Annotated in this window: 14 protein-coding genes; 9 read left to right on the top strand and 5 right to left on the bottom strand. The window is 71.4% G+C overall.

The window, feature by feature from the left end:
- The first annotated feature begins 157 nt into the window (after positions 1–157).
- Positions 158–1,237 carry a peptidoglycan bridge formation glycyltransferase FemA/FemB family protein gene (locus M3E84_RS02775; protein ID WP_259894479.1) on the top strand — a complete coding sequence of 360 codons (1,080 nt, stop codon included), beginning with the start codon at positions 158–160 and terminating at the stop codon, positions 1,235–1,237.
- A gap of 81 nt (positions 1,238–1,318) precedes the next feature.
- Here M3E84_RS02775 and M3E84_RS02770 read toward each other — a convergent pair whose 3' ends face one another.
- A complete protein-coding gene (locus M3E84_RS02770) occupies positions 1,319–3,112 on the bottom strand; it encodes a hypothetical protein (protein WP_259894478.1) in 1,794 nt (597 codons plus the stop codon).
- Positions 3,113–3,307: 195 nt separating this feature from the next.
- Positions 3,308–4,300 carry a class II fructose-bisphosphatase gene (gene glpX, locus M3E84_RS02765; protein ID WP_259894477.1) on the bottom strand — a complete coding sequence of 331 codons (993 nt, stop codon included), beginning with the start codon at positions 4,298–4,300 and terminating at the stop codon, positions 3,308–3,310.
- 486 nt (positions 4,301–4,786) lie between these two features.
- Here glpX and M3E84_RS02760 point away from each other — a divergent pair, with 486 nt between their 5' ends.
- The 6 genes from M3E84_RS02760 (at position 4,787) to M3E84_RS02735 (ending at position 11,107) form a co-directional block, all read left to right on the top strand.
- Complete coding sequence (locus M3E84_RS02760) at positions 4,787–5,239, top strand: hypothetical protein (protein ID WP_259894476.1); 453 nt, start codon at positions 4,787–4,789, stop codon at positions 5,237–5,239.
- The gene (locus tag M3E84_RS02755; protein WP_259894475.1) at positions 5,236–5,679 is read left to right on the top strand and encodes a hypothetical protein; all 444 of its coding nucleotides are present in this window, start codon (positions 5,236–5,238) and stop codon (positions 5,677–5,679) included. Before M3E84_RS02760 ends, M3E84_RS02755 begins: the two co-directional genes overlap by 4 nt.
- A gap of 403 nt (positions 5,680–6,082) precedes the next feature.
- The gene (locus M3E84_RS02750; protein ID WP_259894474.1) at positions 6,083–6,841 is read left to right on the top strand and encodes a DUF4245 domain-containing protein; all 759 of its coding nucleotides are present in this window, start codon (positions 6,083–6,085) and stop codon (positions 6,839–6,841) included.
- A 53-nt stretch (positions 6,842–6,894) separates the two neighbouring features.
- Positions 6,895–7,677, top strand: coding sequence for a carbonic anhydrase (locus M3E84_RS02745; RefSeq protein WP_259894473.1), 783 nt, complete (start codon positions 6,895–6,897; stop codon positions 7,675–7,677).
- Positions 7,678–7,734: 57 nt separating this feature from the next.
- Positions 7,735–9,162: a class II fumarate hydratase gene (locus M3E84_RS02740; protein ID WP_259894472.1), complete on the top strand. Its 1,428-nt coding sequence runs from the start codon at positions 7,735–7,737 to the stop codon at positions 9,160–9,162.
- 199 nt (positions 9,163–9,361) lie between these two features.
- Complete coding sequence (locus tag M3E84_RS02735; RefSeq protein ID WP_259894471.1) at positions 9,362–11,107, top strand: pyruvate dehydrogenase; 1,746 nt, start codon at positions 9,362–9,364, stop codon at positions 11,105–11,107.
- Positions 11,108–11,169: 62 nt separating this feature from the next.
- On the opposite strand, the gene M3E84_RS02730 is transcribed toward M3E84_RS02735, so the two are convergent.
- Together M3E84_RS02730 and M3E84_RS02725 are read right to left on the bottom strand one after the other, a co-directional pair.
- Positions 11,170–11,688, bottom strand: a complete 519-nt coding sequence (locus M3E84_RS02730; protein ID WP_259894470.1) for an NUDIX domain-containing protein — start codon at positions 11,686–11,688, stop codon at positions 11,170–11,172.
- A gap of 133 nt (positions 11,689–11,821) precedes the next feature.
- Positions 11,822–12,334 carry a prepilin peptidase gene (locus M3E84_RS02725; RefSeq protein WP_259894469.1) on the bottom strand — a complete coding sequence of 171 codons (513 nt, stop codon included), beginning with the start codon at positions 12,332–12,334 and terminating at the stop codon, positions 11,822–11,824.
- A 94-nt stretch (positions 12,335–12,428) separates the two neighbouring features.
- Here M3E84_RS02725 and M3E84_RS02720 point away from each other — a divergent pair, with 94 nt between their 5' ends.
- Both M3E84_RS02720 and M3E84_RS02715 read left to right on the top strand, forming a co-directional pair.
- Positions 12,429–13,190: a hypothetical protein gene (locus M3E84_RS02720; protein WP_259894468.1), complete on the top strand. Its 762-nt coding sequence runs from the start codon at positions 12,429–12,431 to the stop codon at positions 13,188–13,190.
- Between the two features lie 96 nt (positions 13,191–13,286).
- The gene (locus M3E84_RS02715; RefSeq protein ID WP_259894467.1) at positions 13,287–14,567 is read left to right on the top strand and encodes a glycosyltransferase 87 family protein; all 1,281 of its coding nucleotides are present in this window, start codon (positions 13,287–13,289) and stop codon (positions 14,565–14,567) included.
- A 39-nt stretch (positions 14,568–14,606) separates the two neighbouring features.
- On the opposite strand, the gene M3E84_RS02710 is transcribed toward M3E84_RS02715, so the two are convergent.
- Complete coding sequence (locus M3E84_RS02710) at positions 14,607–16,004, bottom strand: PhoH family protein (protein ID WP_259894466.1); 1,398 nt, start codon at positions 16,002–16,004, stop codon at positions 14,607–14,609.
- Between the last annotated feature and the right edge of the window lie 141 nt (positions 16,005–16,145).

The raw sequence follows: 16,145 nt of genomic DNA, 5'->3' as shown, positions 1-16,145 counted from the left end.
CGGATCGGAGCTTGAGGCGCATCACGTCCTGATGACCGCCGGCGGGGATGACGAAGCGGCCCCCCCCCCCCCCCCCGGGGGGGGGGGGGGGGGGCCCCGGCCCCCCCCCCCCGCGGGGGGCCCCCGGGCCCGAGGCCTGAACCGGTACAGTGGGGGCGTGACGAATATTCTGCAGACCGAACCATGGGCGGACTTCCAGCGCGCCCTGGGCCACACCGTGCTCCAGGACTCCGGACAGGGATGGTCCTGGCAGGCCACCGTCGAAGGCGGTCGCACCGGGCGCTACCTCTACGCGCCGTACGGGCCGATCGCCGATTCCGTCGAGTCCTTCGAGGCCGCCATGGCCTCGCTGCGCCAGGCGGCGCAGGAGCACGGCTGCTGGTTCGTGCGCGTCGAGCCGGCTTTCGCCGAGATCCAGACCGGCACCGAGTCCATGGACCGGGCCATGCGCAGGCGCGGCTTCCGCCCCTCCCCCCGGCACCTGCAGCCGGGGCACACGCAGCTGATCGACCTCACGCAGGACGAGGACGCGCTCATCAAGGACATGGAGTCCACCAACCGCAATCTGCACCGCAACATCCACAAGAAGGGCGTGACCTACACCGCCCACACGGAGCCCGAGACGATCTCCGTGCTGCTGCGCTTCCTGGAGCAGACCGCCGAGCGCAAGGGCTTCACCCGCCAGCACGACGACTACCTGCGCACCGCCGCCGAGGTCCTCATGCCCCGCGGGGCCGCGGTGCTCTACATCGCGCGCCTGGAGGGCGAGCCGATCGGCGCCTCCCTGGTCTACGACTCGGATGACACCCGCACCTACGCCCACGCCTCCATGGATGTCGCGCACCGGAAGCTCTCCGCGGGCAAGCCGCTGGTCGTGCGGATGTTCCTGGACGCCAAGGAGAAGGGGCTGAGCACCTTCGATCTGTTCGGCACCGCCCCGGACGACGCAGGCCCGGAGCACGAGTGGTTCGGCTTCACCCAGTTCAAGAAGTCCTTCGGCGGCAGCCCGGTCGAGTACCCCGGGACCTGGGATCTGCCGGTCTCCAAGGGCGGCTACGCGACCTACACGACCGCCCGCGCCCTGCGCGAGGGCCTCGGCGCCGCCCGCACCGACGCCCGCGCCGCGCTGAGCACGCTGCGCCAGGAAGGGCCCTCGGCCCTCAAGCGCGCGCCCGGGGCAGCCGCCCAGCGCGCCTCGTCGGTGCGCGAGCGGCTGCGCGCCCGCTCCGGCCGCTGAGCCGCCTGCCCGCCAGAGGGAAGAGGCCCCGAGCGCAGATCGCTCGGGGCCTCTTGTCATGGGCCGTTCGACCAGGGGCTGTCAGCGCCCCAGGGCATCGCGGATGGCTCCGCCGGCCTCGCGGCGCAGACGCTTTCCGATCGGCTCGCGCCTCGGCTTCTGCGTGGCCTCGATGTCATCGGCCTTCTGCGCGACCCGCTCGGCACGGCGCTGCTCCGCCTTGAACTCCCGTTCGCGCCGCGCGGCGTCGACGTCCACCTCGACGGGGCGCACCGGGGCCTCGTCGACGGCCGCGGTGGAGACCGCCGCGGCCGGCTGCTGCTGTTCGCGGGTCGCGTCCGGCGAGTGCTGCGGTGCGGCCTGCGCGGCAATCTCCTCGGTGTCGCCTCCGGCAGCCGTCTTGTCGACGGGCACCGCATCAGCCGAGCTGCCGCCGTCGGGCCGCGCATCCTCAGCGCCTGTCCCCTCGCTGCGAGCCTCCGCCTTCTGGCGCTTGCGGGCCTTGGCCTGCTTGCGCTCGGCCTTCCCCCCGGCCTTGGGGCTGCGATTGCGGGGGCTGCGGTCCTCGCCCGAGGCACCCACGCCGCCGGGCACCCCGTCCTTGCCGGCCTCCGGCTCGGAGGCACCGGCAACAGCCCCTCCGATGGCAGTGACCGGCGGCGTCTGATCGGTGACCTCGACGCCCAGGTCCGAGCTGATCTGCCGGCGGAGATCACGACGGCGCTGCGCGGCGGCGCGATCGGCGGCGGCATCGGCATCCGAGGCCACGGTCCGCTCCGGTTCGCTCGTGACCTGATCCGCCGGCTCCGGCGAGGCCGTTGCGGGCGCCTCGGAGCGAGTCAGACGGAGCAGCCCTCGGCGGCGCTTGCCGGGCTTGTCGGTCTTCTTCTGCTCGGCCGCCTCTGCCTGGGGCGGCTCGGCAGCGGCCATGGTCTGCGCACCCAGCGGTTTGCGCCACGCGCCCAGGATGGTGCGCTCGACGTCGGCGAGCTCGCGCACCACCGTGGGGACCTCGGGATCGGCGGCGTCACCGCCGTCGAGGCGCTGGACCCCGCGCTTCTGCAGCTCGACGGCACCGGTGAGCAGCAGGGCGTCGTCGATGCCCAGCTCGCGGGCCGTGCGGGTGAAGCCGACCCGATAGAGCATGGCCTGCCCGACCGTGTGCACGAACCAGAGGTAGCCCAGGGCCGCCGGCTCCTGGCCCTCGCGCTCCTGGGTCGCCACGAGCAGCAGCGAGTCCTGGCCGAGCTCGCGCAGCAGCCTGCCGATCTGCTCCGTCCGCAGCCCGGCCGCCCGCAGATCTCCGGACCGGGTGGTGATCTCGCGGACCGCCACGTCCGAGACCTTCAGCCCGGCGCGGCACCGATCCAGGGTCGCCCGGGACAGCCGCGAGGACAGATCCGACTCGCTGCGCCCCAGGTTCACGCGCAGGCGTCGGGGCCCACCCTCGGTCTCGGAGGTCTCGCCGGTGCGCTGCCAGCCGTGCTCGCGCAAAGCGGCGACCAGCTCGGGGCTGCTGGGGGCGTCGAGCTCGACGCTGAACAGGGCTGCGCCCCACTGCCCGGCGGCATGCTTGGCCAGGGCCTCCAGCAGGGCCGGGATGGTGCTGGCGCGGTTGGAGTGGACGTTGAGGCACTCGGCCACCAGCAGGGCCTCGGCGTCGCGGCCCACGTTCTCGCGGCGGATCTGCAGCTGCCCGTAGCCGACCATCCGATCGGCCTCATCGCGGACCACCACCCGATCCAGCTTCAGCTCGGGCTCCGCCGCTGCCTGCGACTGCCCGATCCCCCACAGCTGCAGGGGGTGGCCCCCGGTCACGCGGACGGTGGCATCCCACGTCCTCTGATGCTGGGTGGAGGTGACGGACAGGGCCACGATGGCAGACTCCTTAGCGGCATGAGCAACGGGGGCGCGCCCTCGCGACGCGGGCGCTGCTGGTCGGCGGTGCCTGAAGCGCGCGTGAGCCAGCGCGCCAGGGGCTGAGATCGAGCACAGTCTAAGGCCACGGGGCCCGGACCTGACGGTCCGGGCCCCGTGGCGTCGAGCCGCACAGCGGCTCGGGCGAAGGTCTCAGCGGGAGTACTTGGACCACTTCTCGGCCACGTGCTCGGCCTCGACCACGCGGACCGTGCCGGAGCGCGAGCGCATGACGATCGACTGCGTGGAGATCCTGTCGCCCCGGTAGCGCACGCCGCGCAGGAGGTCGCCGTCGGTGATGCCGGTGGCCGCGAAGAAGCAGTTGTCCGTGGTGACCAGGTCATCGGTGGTCAGCACGCGGTCCAGGTCATGGCCGGCGTCCATCGCGCGCTGGCGCTCGTCGTCGTCGATGGGGGCCAGGCGGCCCTGGATGACGCCGCCGGTGGCCTTGATCGCACATGCGGTCACGATGCCCTCGGGGGTCCCGCCGGTGCCCATCATGACGTCCACGCCGGTGCCGGCGCGGCAGGCGGCGATCGCGCCTGCGACGTCGCCGTCGAGGATCATGCGCGTGCGGGCGCCGGTGGCGCGGATCTCGTCGACCAGGCCCTCGTGGCGCGGGCGATCGAGCACGCAGACGGTCAGCTGGTTGACGGGCACGCCCTTGGCGCGGGCGACCAGGTGGAGGTTCTGCTTGACCGGCAGGCGCAGATCCACGAAGTCGGCGGCCTCGGGGCCCACCACGAGCTTCTCCATGTAGAACACCGCGGAGGGGTCGAACATGGCGCCGCCATCTGCCACGGCGATCACGGACAGGGCGTTGTTCATGCCCAGGGCGGTCAGGCGGGTGCCGTCGATGGGATCCACGGCGATGTCACTGGCGGGGCCGGTGCCCTCGCCGACCTGCTCGCCGTTGAAGAGCATGGGGGCCTCGTCCTTCTCCCCCTCGCCGATCACGACGGTGCCGTTGAAGTCGACGGTGGACAGGAACGAGCGCATGGCATCCACAGCCGCGCCGTCCGCGCTGTTCTTGTCGCCGGCGCCGACCCAGTGGCCTGCGGCGATCGCCGCCGCCTCGGTCACGCGGACCAGCTCGAGCGCCAGGTTGCGGTCGGGGGCGGACTGGGTGGTGGTCTGATCTGCCACTGGGGTTCCTCACCGTCGAGTACTCGTAGGACGTCGTCGTCATCGATATACGTCTCCCAGAGTAGCGGCGAAACGGGCTGGAGGGAGGGAGGGCGGGCACGTCATCAGTTCAGGCCCGTGACCGTCCGCACCCCTGTGCTCACCTGCGGCGGCCCGGGCGAGGAAGGGCCGTGCCGTCGCATGCCGCCCTGACATATGCGCGGTGCCTGCAGCCCGGCAGGCAGATCAGCGTGCCGTCCGAGAGCAGCGCTGCGCGCGGGCCTCGCGGCAGGATCCGATCGCTGTAGACCACCGGACCAGGAGCACCGTGTCGACTCCCACGCTGTACGAGGTCTCCGAGGACGCGCCTCATGACGCACCGCCGGCTGCTCCCCCCTGCGCCGACGGCTGCCCGAGGAGCCTCGCCCCGGACGGCGGCAGCAGGTCCGGCAGCGGCGAGCCCATGCTCTGCTGGGAGAGCAGAAGCAGGGTGAGCCCTGGTTCCTGATGCTCTTCGTCTGCCTGGCGGCGCTGGCCGCCATGAATGCCGTGCTGATGGGCCGGATCGGCCTAGGAATCCTCACGGGCCTCGGAGTCGGAAGGGTCGCCTTCTGCGTGGCCATCCTCATCGAGGCGTCTGTAGAAATTCATGTTCTCGAACATCTCCAAGCACCCCGGAGCGCTGCGATGCTGCGCGCCCTGCCTCTGCTCGTGCTCGCCGTGTACATCAGCTATCTCCTGATCGTGTGGATCTTCCCGGACCTGGGCACCGAATACATCCCTGCCCACTCCGATTCGTCGGCCGTGGGGGCCGCGCCCGGGGAGTTCCCCATGTGGGCCAGCGACCTCATCTTCGTCCAGACGCTCCTCCGGCACCCGCAGGGGGGGGGATCCTGCACGACGCCTCAGAGTCGACTCGAAGGGCAGGGCGCAGGCCCTCACGAGTCAGCTGCTCGATGAGATCCTCCGCATCCCCCCATGCGCGCATCGTGCACAATCTGCGCCCGGATCACGGTTTCGAGCCGTTCGTCGACCACGCGGTGCTGTCCGGCAGGCTCCTGCTGGTCGTCGAGTCCCATTTCCTGCCCGGCGGCTTTTGGTCGCACTCGGCCGATGGGCTGCGGGCCCACGGCACGGCCGGAGCCCCGATCGGGCTCAGCGCGGCGCGGGTGGCCCTCCACATGCAGTGCCGGTTCCGCCGTCTGAGGGTCCGCGCGCTCCTCGTGGTGCACAGCGCCGATGGAAGGCCCATCCAGCTGCGAGCCGAGGAGCCGTCGAAGGGTCTGCAGGTGCTGACTGCCGTCGAGTTCGCCGAGATGGTCGGGCAGCTGTGCGTCGAGCAGGACGGGCGCCCCGCAGGCCGACGTCCCTTCTCCGAGCTGGTGCATCTCATGGACTGAGCCCGACCGCAGCGCACGAGAGCACCGACCGAGCATCCAGCGACCGAGACCGCCCGTCGAACAGGAGCAGACATGGGAGAGACCGAAGAGCTCAGCAGGGATCCGGGGCTGAGAGATCCCGGCTCGGACAGCGCCTGGCGCACCGGCGGTCGCGAGCCACGGAGCCTGCCGCGGTACGTCTCGCAGATCCTGCGGCTGAACGAGCGCGAGGCCGTCGTGATCTCCGCCTCGCGGATCGGCGAGGATCCCCAGTGGCGCAGCGCCCAGTACACCTGCGATCTGCGCACCGAGGTCCCGGCCCGTGGCCCGGCGCTGGGCCGCGGCGGACGTCGGGGGCGAGCGAACCCGCCCCGGCGCCCGGGGCGGTTCGCCCGGCGCTGCGCGGGCGGGGCACAATGGGGGCGTGACGCAGAACGACGACAGCAGCAGGACCGGTTCGAGGGCAGCCCCCGCCCCCACCGACCCCGCGCCCCGACGGGCCCCCGAGGGGCGGCCCGTGCAGACAGCAGGCCCGGAGCCCGAAGCGCAGGAGGCTCAGCCGCAGCAGGCCGGCCAGGACCGCGGCAGCGGCGCCGACCAGGAGCCGCCGGTAGTCCCCCAGCTGACGCAGAAGCAGGCCAAGCGCGTCAACGCCCCGGCGCGGGCCATGGTGCTGTCCATGGCGGTGCTCATCGCGATCGTGCTGGTCTTCTACTTCCTGCAGCCGCGCCCCGATGCCCAGACCTACCGCCCGGACGTCGACGTGCAGCGCGAGGCCGGCTACGCGGCCGACGTCGCGGACTTCGATCCCCTCGTCCCCGACCTCGGCGAGGGCTGGAGCCCCAACTACGCCCGCTGGGAGGGCCAGCAGTCCGACGGCGTGGACTCCTGGGATGCCGGCTGGGTGACCCCGCGCGGCGGCTTCATCGGGCTGATCCAGACCGATCAGGCCAACCCCACCTGGACCCTCGAGCAGATCGACTCGCTGCCGCAGGCGGACACCGTTGAGGCCGGAGGCATCGAGTGGGAGGTCCACTTCGGCGAGGACGAGGACGACGAGCAGCGCACCGCCTGGATCGGCGAGGTCGAGGGCACCACGGTGATCCTGCAGGGCACCGCCTCCGACTCCGAGTTCGACCACGCAGCCCAGGCCGTCGCGGACGCCGCCGACGACAGCGCCTGAGCCGCACCCCTTCCCTTACACCCGCCTACTTCCATCCAACCCAGGAGGATCCCATGACCGCCGCAACGCGCACGGACGCGCAGACCGCCCCCGAGCAGCCGTCACCCGCACCTGCCGTCGAGGAGACCCTCGAGGCCGCCTCCCCGTCGGCCGAGCAGCCGACGGCGACCGCGCCTGCTGCCGCCGCAGCGCAGCTGACCCCACGCCAGGCCTTGGAGAAGCTGCAGGCCGGCAACCTCCGGTTCGTGGAGGGCACCTCGGAGCACCCGAACCAGAACGCCTCTCGGCGCGAGTCCCTGACGCAGTCGCAGAACCCGTTCGCCACGATCTTCGGCTGCTCGGACTCCCGCCTGGCCGCAGAGATCATCTTCGACCTGGGCCTGGGCGACACCTTCGTGGTCCGCACCGCCGGGCAGGTCATCGACGACGCCGTGATCGGAACCCTCGAGTACTCGGTCGAGGTGCTCAACGTCCCGCTGATCGTGATCCTCGGCCACGACAGCTGCGGAGCCGTCACGGCCACGCGCGAGTCGGTGCGCAGCGGCGAGATGCCGCGCGGCTTCCAGCGCTCGCTCGTCGAGCGCATCATGCCGGCCGTCCTCGACAGCCAGCGCGCGGGCCGGGACTCGGTCGACGAGATCGTGGAGGCCAACGTCGAGATGGTGGCCCACCGCATCCTCGATCAGTCCCGCTCGATCGCCTCCGCCGTGTCCATGGGCCGGGTCGCGATCGTGGGCATGTGCTACAGCCTGCAGCACGGCCGCGCCAAGCTCACCTTCGGCCACGGCTCGTGGCTGGACGTCCCCGAGCACGGCGCCGTCGAGCACCAGGGCTGATCTGCGGCCGGGCCGCTGCGCCCTGCGAGCGGTCCGGCGGGACTCTAGACTGGCCCCATGACTGAGAACACGTCCGAATACCGCATCGAGCACGACACCATGGGCGAGGTCCGCGTACCCGCGGACGCCCTCTACAGCGCTCAGACCCAGCGCGCCGTCCAGAACTTCCCGATCTCGGGCAAGACCCTGGAGCGCCAGCACATCCGGGCGCTGGCCCAGGTCAAGAAGGCCGCCGCCAAGGCCAACCAGGAGCTCGGCGTCCTGGACGCCCAGCGCGCCGAGGCGATCCGCAGCGCCGCGGATCGCGTGGCCGCCGGCGAGTTCGACGACCAGTTCCCGATCGACGTCTTCCAGACCGGCTCCGGCACCTCGTCCAACATGAACACCAACGAGGTCCTCTCCAAGCTGGCCTCGGACGAGCTGGCCTCGGACGAGCTGGCCTCCGCGGACGTCACCGTGCACCCGAACGACCACGTCAACGCCTCGCAATCCTCGAACGACGTCTTCCCCACCTCCGTGCACGTGGCCGTGACCGCCGCGCTGAGCAACGAGCTGATCCCGGCCATGGAGACCCTGGCCGCGTCGCTGGAGAAGAAGGCCGAAGAGTTCTCGGGCATCGTGAAGTCCGGACGCACCCACCTCATGGACGCCACCCCGGTGACCCTGGGCCAGGAGTTCGGCGGCTACGCCGCGCAGGTGCGCTACGGCATCGAGCGCGTCCAGTCCTCGCTGCCGCGTGTGGCCGAGGTCCCGCTCGGCGGCACCGCTGTGGGCACCGGCATCAACACCCCGGACGGCTTCTCGACGCGCGTGATCGAGCTGCTCGGCGAGGAGACGGGCCTGCCGATCACCGAGGCGCGCAACCACTTCGAGGCGCAGGCCAACCGCGACGGCCTGGTCGAGGCCTCCGGGCAGCTGCGCACCATCGCGTACTCCTACATGAAGATCAACAACGACCTGCGCTGGATGGGCTCCGGTCCCAACACCGGTCTGGGCGAGATCGCCATCCCGGACCTGCAGCCGGGCTCGTCGATCATGCCGGGCAAGGTCAACCCCGTGATCTGCGAGGCCGCGATCCAGGTCAGCGCCCAGGTCATCGGCAACGACACCACTGTGTCGCTGTCCGCCACCAACGGCGCGTTCGAACTCAACGTGGGCATCCCCGTGATGGCCGCCAACCTGCTCGAGTCGATCCGCCTGCTGGCCAACACCTCAACGGTCATGGCCGAGAAGATGATCGACGGCCTCACCGCCAACGAGGACCGCTGCCGCTTCCTGGCCGAGGCCTCCCCCTCGATCGTGACCCCGCTGAACAAGGCGATCGGCTACGAGTCCGCCGCCAAGATCGCCAAGCACGCGGTGGCCAACAAGGTCACGGTCCGTGAGGCGACCGTCGAGCTCGGCTACGTGGACGGCGAGAAGCTCACCGAGGACCAGCTCGATGCCGCCCTGGACGTGACCACCATGATCGGGCAGTACAAGTGAGCGATCTCCGGCGCTGATCCGCTCAGCCCCACGACGGCCGCCCTGCGCACCCGATGCGCAGAGCGGCCGTCGTCGTCCGCTGACAGCGTGATGTCAGCCGCCTCACAAAGACCCGGCCGTCGATCGCCTGCGTGCTTACGATGGAGTCATTCCAGAGCCTGCGCGACCGCTGCCTGCGGTCGCGCCCGAAGGAGACGATATGAAGCTCGCAGACCAGATCGTGGCCCAGCTCCAGCAGGCCGGCGTCCGCCGGATCTACGGGATCGTGGGCGACAGCCTGAACCCCGTGGTCGATGCCGTGCGCCGCACCGGAGGTGCCGCCCAGGGCGGGATCGACTGGATCCACGTCCGCCACGAGGAGGGCGCGGCCATGGCCGCGGCCGCCGACGCCCAGCTCACCGGTGAGCTGGCCGTGTGCGCCGGATCCTGCGGCCCCGGCAACCTGCACCTGATCAATGGGCTGTACGACGCCCAGCGCACCGGGGCGCCCGTGCTGGCCATCGCCTCGCACATCCCCTCGGCGCAGATCGGGCAGTCCTTCTTCCAGGAGACCCACCCGGACCGCCTGTTCAACGAGTGCTCCGTGTACTCGGAGCTGATCTCCACGACCGATCAGTCCCCGCGCGTGGTGCGATCGGCGATCCAGAAGGCCACGACCCTGCACGGCGTGTCCGTCGTGACCCTGCCCGGCGACGTCGCCGATCTCGAGGCGACCGCCGAGACCCCGCAGTGGAAGCCGGTCATGGGCGCCAGCGTGGTCCCGGACACCGACTGCCTGGTCGAGCTGGCCGGGGTCCTGAACAAGGCCGACAACGTCGCCCTGTTCGTCGGCGACGGCGTCCGCGACGCCCACGACGCCGTGATCGAGCTCGCCGATGTGCTGGGCGCTCCGATCGGGCACTCGCTGCGGGGCAAGGACGCGATCCAGTTCGACAACCCGTTCGACGTCGGCATGACCGGCCTGCTCGGCTACGGCGCGGCCGCGGAGGGTATGGAGGATGCCGATGTCATGGTCATGCTCGGCACCGACTTCCCCTACGACCAGTTCCTGCCGGACACCCTGACCATCCAGGTCGACCGCGACGCCTCCGTGCTGGGGCGCCGCACCCAGGTCGACTACCCCGTCCACGGCGACACCCTGGCCACCGTGCAGGGGCTGCTTCCGCTACTCAAGCGCAAGCGCAGCCGGTCCTTCCTCAAGAAGACCCTCAAGCGCCACGACCGGATCATGAACCATGCCGTGGGCGCCTACACCCGCAACGCCAAGAGGCTCTCCCCGATCCATCCGGAGTACGTGGCCAGCGTGCTGGACGAGGTCGCCGCGCAGGACGCGGTGTTCACCGCCGACACCGGCATGGCCAATGTGTGGCAGGCCCGATACATCCGCCCGCTGGGAACCCGCCGGATTATCGGCTCCTTCAAGCACGGCACCATGGCCAACGCCCTGCCGCATGCGATCGGCGCGCAGTTCGCCTACCCGGACCGGCAGGTCATCTCCATGTCCGGCGACGGCGGCCTGTCCATGCTGCTGGGCGAGCTCGTCACGGCGGGCACCTACCGGCTGCCGCTGACGGTCGTGCTCTTCAACAACTCGACGCTCGGCATGGTCAAGCTCGAGCAGCTCGTGGACGGGCTGCCCGACTTCGGCGTGGACGTCCCGGACACGGACTATTCCCAGGTCGCAGCCGCCATGGGCTTCCAGTCCCGGCGCGTGGTCAAGGCCAAGGAGGTCGAGCCCGCCCTGCGCGAGGCGCTGGCGCACCAGGGGCCCTCGCTCGTGGAGGTCATCACCGACCCGAATGCCCTGTCCATGCCGCCGCAGATCTCCTCGGACCAGGTCTTCGGCTTCGCGACCGCGATCAGCAAGGTCGTGATGAACGGCGGCGCCGGCGAGGCCGTCTCGATGGCGCGCTCCAACCTGCGCAACATCAACGCGCTGCGCTGATCCGACCGGCAGACCGCGAGCCGTCCCCGTCCTCTTCGGAGGCGGGGGCGGCTCCTCTGCTCTCAGCTCCGAGGCGGCTCGTGCGCTCCCGTGGGGTCCTGGGAGAGGCCGGGCTCGGTCGAGAACCGCGTGGTGCCGTCGAAGTCCAGGGCGCAGCGGATGCGTCGCAGCAGGTCCTCGCGCATGGGCGGCAGGTCGTCGAGGTCGAACCAGTCGATCTCCGTGGACTCGTCGTCGTTCACGCGCGCGGTGCCGCTGACGTAGCGGCAGCGGAACGTGTGATCCAGGAATCGGCAGCGGTCGCCGTTCGGGAAGACGACCTCTCCCCCGGCCTTCACGCCGGCCAGGCCCTCGACCTCGCAGACCACGCCGGCCTCCTCGAAGCACTCGCGCACCGCGGTGGCCGCCGGCTCCTCCCCGGGGTCCACGATGCCGGTGATCGGCGCCCAGTTCCCGTTGTCCGCACGACACCCCAGAAGGATCCGGCCCTCGTGCAGGACCACGGCGGTCGCTCCGGGAAGCCAGAGCAGATCATGACCGATCTTCTCGCGCAGGGACAGGATGTACTCGGGAGTGGGCACGGACTCCTCCTTCGATCAGTAGCGGGCCGCCCGACGACGGCCCGCGCAGCGGCAGCACCTCAGCGTCCCACAGCAGCCCGGGCGCCGACCGAGAGGCAGCACCTCGGCCGCGCTGTGCGCTCGAACCGCCCATTCAGACCACGACGAGCGCGGCGGCAGCACCCGCGATCATGGCCGGTCCGAACGGTATGCGCGTCTGCAAATCCTTGTGATCGCGCACCACGACCACCAGAGCGGCCAGCCCGCCGAGCACGAAGGCCGCCCCGGTGGCCCACAGCAGCAGCCACAGCGAGTCGAAGCCCAGCACGGTGCCGAGCAGCCCGGCCAGGCGGACGTCGCCGGCGCCCAGAGCCCCGCTCGAGCCGCGGCGCAGCAGCCAGTACAGCCCCCACAGCGCAGCCGCCCCGATCACCATGGCGAGGATCCGCGCGGGCTGCCCGGCCAGCAGCCCGGCTCCTGCCAGCCCCGCCGCGGCGGCGATCCACGCCGGGCGCACGATGTCCCCGGGCAGACGGTGCTCGCGCAGGTCCACCACCACGAGCCAGGTGCCCACCATGGCGAGTCCGGTGAGCACGAGCAGCAGCAGAGCCGCAGCAGCCCACTGCGCGGCCCCGCCGTCCAGAACTCCACCCAGGATCGCCCCCATGGACCCGAAGCTAGCCGAGGCGGCAGCTGCGAGGGAGGCCGTGCGAGCAGCTGTGGACAGCAGTGACCACGCTGCGACGACCTACGATGGCTGCATGACCCCGTCTGCGAGCGGTCGTCCCAGCCCCGCCCCCGCCACCGATCCGTCCGAGTTCGCCGCCCTGTGCCGGTCCTCCCCCTGGCGCTGGGGCACGGTGCGCTTCACCCTGAGCTGGCTGGGCCCCGAGACCGCACCCGTGCGCTGCTGGATCCGCCGGCCGGAGGATCTGCGCGTGGAGGCACTGGACGGCACCGCGCTGTACACCTCCACAGATCTCGTGGGCTCGCGCGACGACTTCTACGTCTCCGCTCGCCCCGAGTCCTGGCTCGTGCCTCCTGGACTGCTCAGCCCCATCTACACCCGCTCGGGGCTGGTCGAGCGCCGTCCGGAGGCGGCCTACGGGGACCCGGTCTTCGGCGGCGGGCGGTGGCAGGCCGTGCTCGATCCGGTCGAGCTGGCCGGGCCCGCCCCGCAGCCGCTCTACCTCGCGGAGCGGGCCCCAGCGGCCCTCACCGAGATCCGCAGCGCCGTCGACGACGACGGCCGCCCCGTGCGCCGGGCCGTCGTCCGCCCGCTCGTGGGCTATCGCCCTGTGGAGCCCGGGCACCCGCTGGCACCCGCGCCCACCGCCGTGAGCATCGACGAGCAGACCGGGATCTGCACCGCCTCGGAGGTCCTCGATGGCCCCGAGGCCGGCTCCGGTCACCGGCTGCGGATCGAGGCGGTCGACGACTACCTCAACGACGACCTGTTCACCCCCGTGTCCTTCCGGCTCACCGACGTCTCCCGGCACCTGCCGTGGAGGCTGCGGGGCTGAACAACTTCCGAGTCGCCCGCACGCCTGCCCGAGACCAGAGCTGCAGGCCCGGAAGCTCCACCGCACGATCCGCTCCCCACCGAAGGCGCCGCGCCCATGCCCTCTGCCGTCCTCGCCGACGAGTCCTCCCCGTCGGCCCCGTCCGTGCTCCAGCGCCTGCTGATGTGGGCGGGGCTGCTGATCTTCACCGCCGTGTTCATCCTGGTGGTCCACAGCCAGCGTGAGGCCCCCGGGCTGGACATGCAGGTCTACTGGCGCGCGGCCCAGATCCTGCACGGTCAGAACCCGACGACTGACTACCTCTATGCCCCGAGCCTCGTGGAGGCCGGGAAGATCGAGCTGCCGTTCACCTACCCGCCCGCGGCCGCAATCCTGTTCCATCCGCTGGGGGCCATGTCTCTGGAATCGGCGTGGTCCGTGCTCAAGGCGGTCAATGCGGGGCTGATCGGGGTGTTCGTCGGAGTCGTGCTGCGCCTGGCCCCGATCTCGCGCTGCTGGTTCCTGCTGCGCCCGGTCCCCACGCTGCTCGCCTATGCGACGGCGCTGGGTCTGGCCTGGCACCTCTACCCCGTCTGGTTCACGTTCATCTTCGGGCAGATCAATGTCCTCCTGGCCGTGCTGATCCTCGCGGATCTCGGCCGCCGACGCAGCGGGGGTGCCGGCTCGGGCGTGCTCACCGGTCTGGCCGCCGGCCTGAAGATCACCCCGGCGGCCATGGGCCTGGTCCCGCTCGTGCTGGGCCGGTGGCGAACGATCATCGGCATGGTCCTCGGCGTGCTGATCACGGTCCTGGGCGCGGCCGTGGTCCTGCCCCGCGAGGTGCTCGACTACTTCACGCACCAGCTGTTCTCGACGGATCGTGTGGGCGACGCCGGACGGATCTCCAATCAGTCGCTCAACGGAGTGCTGCATCTGTGGGGTCTGCCGGACGCTCTGGTCACCCCCCTGTGGCTGCTGCTCTCGGTCGCCGTGATCGTGCTCGGAGGGCTCGGCATCCGCCGCGCGGCGCGAGCCGGCGACCCGTTCTCCGCCGTCGTGCTGGGCGCGCTCGTGATGCTGCTGATCTCACCGATCTCCTGGGAGCACCACTGGGTGTGGGTGCTGCCGCTGCTGTTCGCCCTGGTCCCGGACCGCCCGCGCAGCGCACCGCCTGCCGAATGGGCAGTGGCCGCGGTGCTGGCGCTGATGATCCTGGTGGCCTTCAGCGACAATCCGTCGGTCATGGCCGCCGAGTACCTGGGCGACCGCGGGGCCGACGTGGTCTTCAACGGTCCCCCTGCGCTCGAGCGGCTCGGAACCGTCCCCCTGCTCGTCTCCATGGCCGCTGGAGCCTGGGTCGCGCTGCGGCCCCGGCAGGCATCGGCCGAGGACGCCTGAGCCCCGGCACGTGCTCCGGCCGGGGCTGAGGCGGTCGGCTCAGACCTCGGTGCGCTCGAGCACCTCGGTGACCAGCGCCGCGATCGGGGAGCGCTCGGAGCGGGTCAGGGTCACGTGCCCGAACAGCGAGTGGCCCTTGAGCGCCTCGACGACCGCCGCGATCCCGTCGTGGCGCCCCACGCGCAGGTTGTCGCGCTGAGCCACGTCATGGGTGAGCACGACCTTCGAGTTCTGCCCGATGCGCGAGAGCACCGTGAGCAGGACGTTCTTCTCCAGGGACTGGGCCTCGTCCACGATGACCCAGGCATCGTGCAGCGACCGGCCGCGGATGTGTGTGAGGGGCAGGACCTCGAGCAGCCCGCGAGCGCCGATCTCGGCCATCGCGTTCTCGGAGACCACGGCACCCAGGGTGTCGTAGACCGCCTGGCCCCACGGGTTCATCTTCTCCTCCTCCGAGCCGGGCAGATAGCCCAGCTCCTGGCCGCCGACGGCGTGCAACGGGCGGAAGACGATGATCCGGCGGTGCTCCTGGCGCTCGAGCACGGCCTCCAGACCGGCGCACAGCGCCAGCGCCGACTTGCCGGTGCCCGCGCGCCCGCCCAGGGAGACGATGCCCACCTGCGGGTCCAGCAGCAGATCGATCGCCATGCGCTGCTCGGCGGAGCGGCCTCTGAGACCGAAGACCTCGCGGTCACCGCGCACCACGCGGCTGCCGCCGTCGGGGCGAAGCCGAGCCAAGGCGCTGCCGCGGTGCGAGTGCAGCACGAGCCCCGTGCCCGCCGGCAGGCCCTCGGAGCCGGGGACCAGGACCTCCTCATCGGCGTAGAGCCTGCCCACCAGGTCGTCGTCGACGTCGAGCTCGACCATGCCCGACCACTCGTGCTCGTCGTCGCCGATCCACTCGGCGCGGTACTCCTCCGCGTCCAGGCCCAGCGCGGAGGCCTTCACGCGCATGGGCAGGTCCTTGGAGATCACGCAGACGTCGTGGCCCTCATCGGCCAGATTGCGAGCCACGGCCAGGATGCGCGAGTCGTTGTCGCGCAGCCGATAGCTCAGCGGCAGGACGGTCTCGCTGATGTGGTTCAGCTCGATGCGCAGCCGGCCGCCGTCCTGGCCCAGCGCGATGGGGCGGTCCAGCCCTCCGTGGTCCACGCGCAGCCGGTCCAGCAGCCGCAGCGCCTTGCGTGCGAAGTAGCCGAGCTCGGGGTCGTGGCGCTTGGCCTCCAGCTCCATGACCACCACGACGGGCAGCACCACGTCGTGCTCGGCGAAGCGCAGCACGGCCCGGGGATCCGAGAGCAGCACGGAGGTGTCCACCACGTAGCAGCGCACCCCCGCCCGCGGGGGCTCGACGCTCGGTTCAGGCCGCGGCGGCGCCTGCTCCGTGGCTCGCGCGGGGCTCTGAAGGCCGCTGGTGTGGGTGGTGGTGCTCGTCATCGCCGCATCCTCCTGCCGTGGGGCTACCGGTTGGCTGATCCGCCGGTCCGCCTGGCTCCAACGTGGCACGCCCCGGAGCACCGCGGAGGCCGCAGGTATGAACGGGGCATGAATTGCACGTGTGTGATTTCCGCGGCAGAG

The sequence above is a fragment of the Kocuria sp. p3-SID1428 genome (assembly GCF_025149945.1).
Lineage (GTDB): Bacteria > Actinomycetota > Actinomycetes > Actinomycetales > Micrococcaceae > Kocuria.
The sequence above is the reverse complement of the archived record's forward strand: the minus strand, read 5'-3'. Positions and strand labels throughout refer to the sequence as shown.

Bases quoted from the DNA above. Each gene is read 5' to 3' on its own strand.
- M3E84_RS02760 (WP_259894476.1), top strand. From the start codon at position 4,787: ATGCTCTTCGTCTGCCTGGCGGCGCTGGCCGCCATGAATGCCGTGCTG.
- M3E84_RS02755 (WP_259894475.1), top strand. From the start codon at position 5,236: ATGAGATCCTCCGCATCCCCCCATGCGCGCATCGTGCACAATCTGCGC.
- M3E84_RS02745 (WP_259894473.1), top strand. From the start codon at position 6,895: ATGACCGCCGCAACGCGCACGGACGCGCAGACCGCCCCCGAGCAGCCG.
- M3E84_RS02740 (WP_259894472.1), top strand. From the start codon at position 7,735: ATGACTGAGAACACGTCCGAATACCGCATCGAGCACGACACCATGGGC.
- M3E84_RS02735 (WP_259894471.1), top strand. From the start codon at position 9,362: ATGAAGCTCGCAGACCAGATCGTGGCCCAGCTCCAGCAGGCCGGCGTC.
- M3E84_RS02725 (WP_259894469.1), bottom strand. From the start codon at position 12,334: ATGGGGGCGATCCTGGGTGGAGTTCTGGACGGCGGGGCCGCGCAGTGG.
- M3E84_RS02720 (WP_259894468.1), top strand. From the start codon at position 12,429: ATGACCCCGTCTGCGAGCGGTCGTCCCAGCCCCGCCCCCGCCACCGAT.
- M3E84_RS02715 (WP_259894467.1), top strand. From the start codon at position 13,287: ATGCCCTCTGCCGTCCTCGCCGACGAGTCCTCCCCGTCGGCCCCGTCC.
- M3E84_RS02710 (WP_259894466.1), bottom strand. From the start codon at position 16,004: ATGACGAGCACCACCACCCACACCAGCGGCCTTCAGAGCCCCGCGCGA.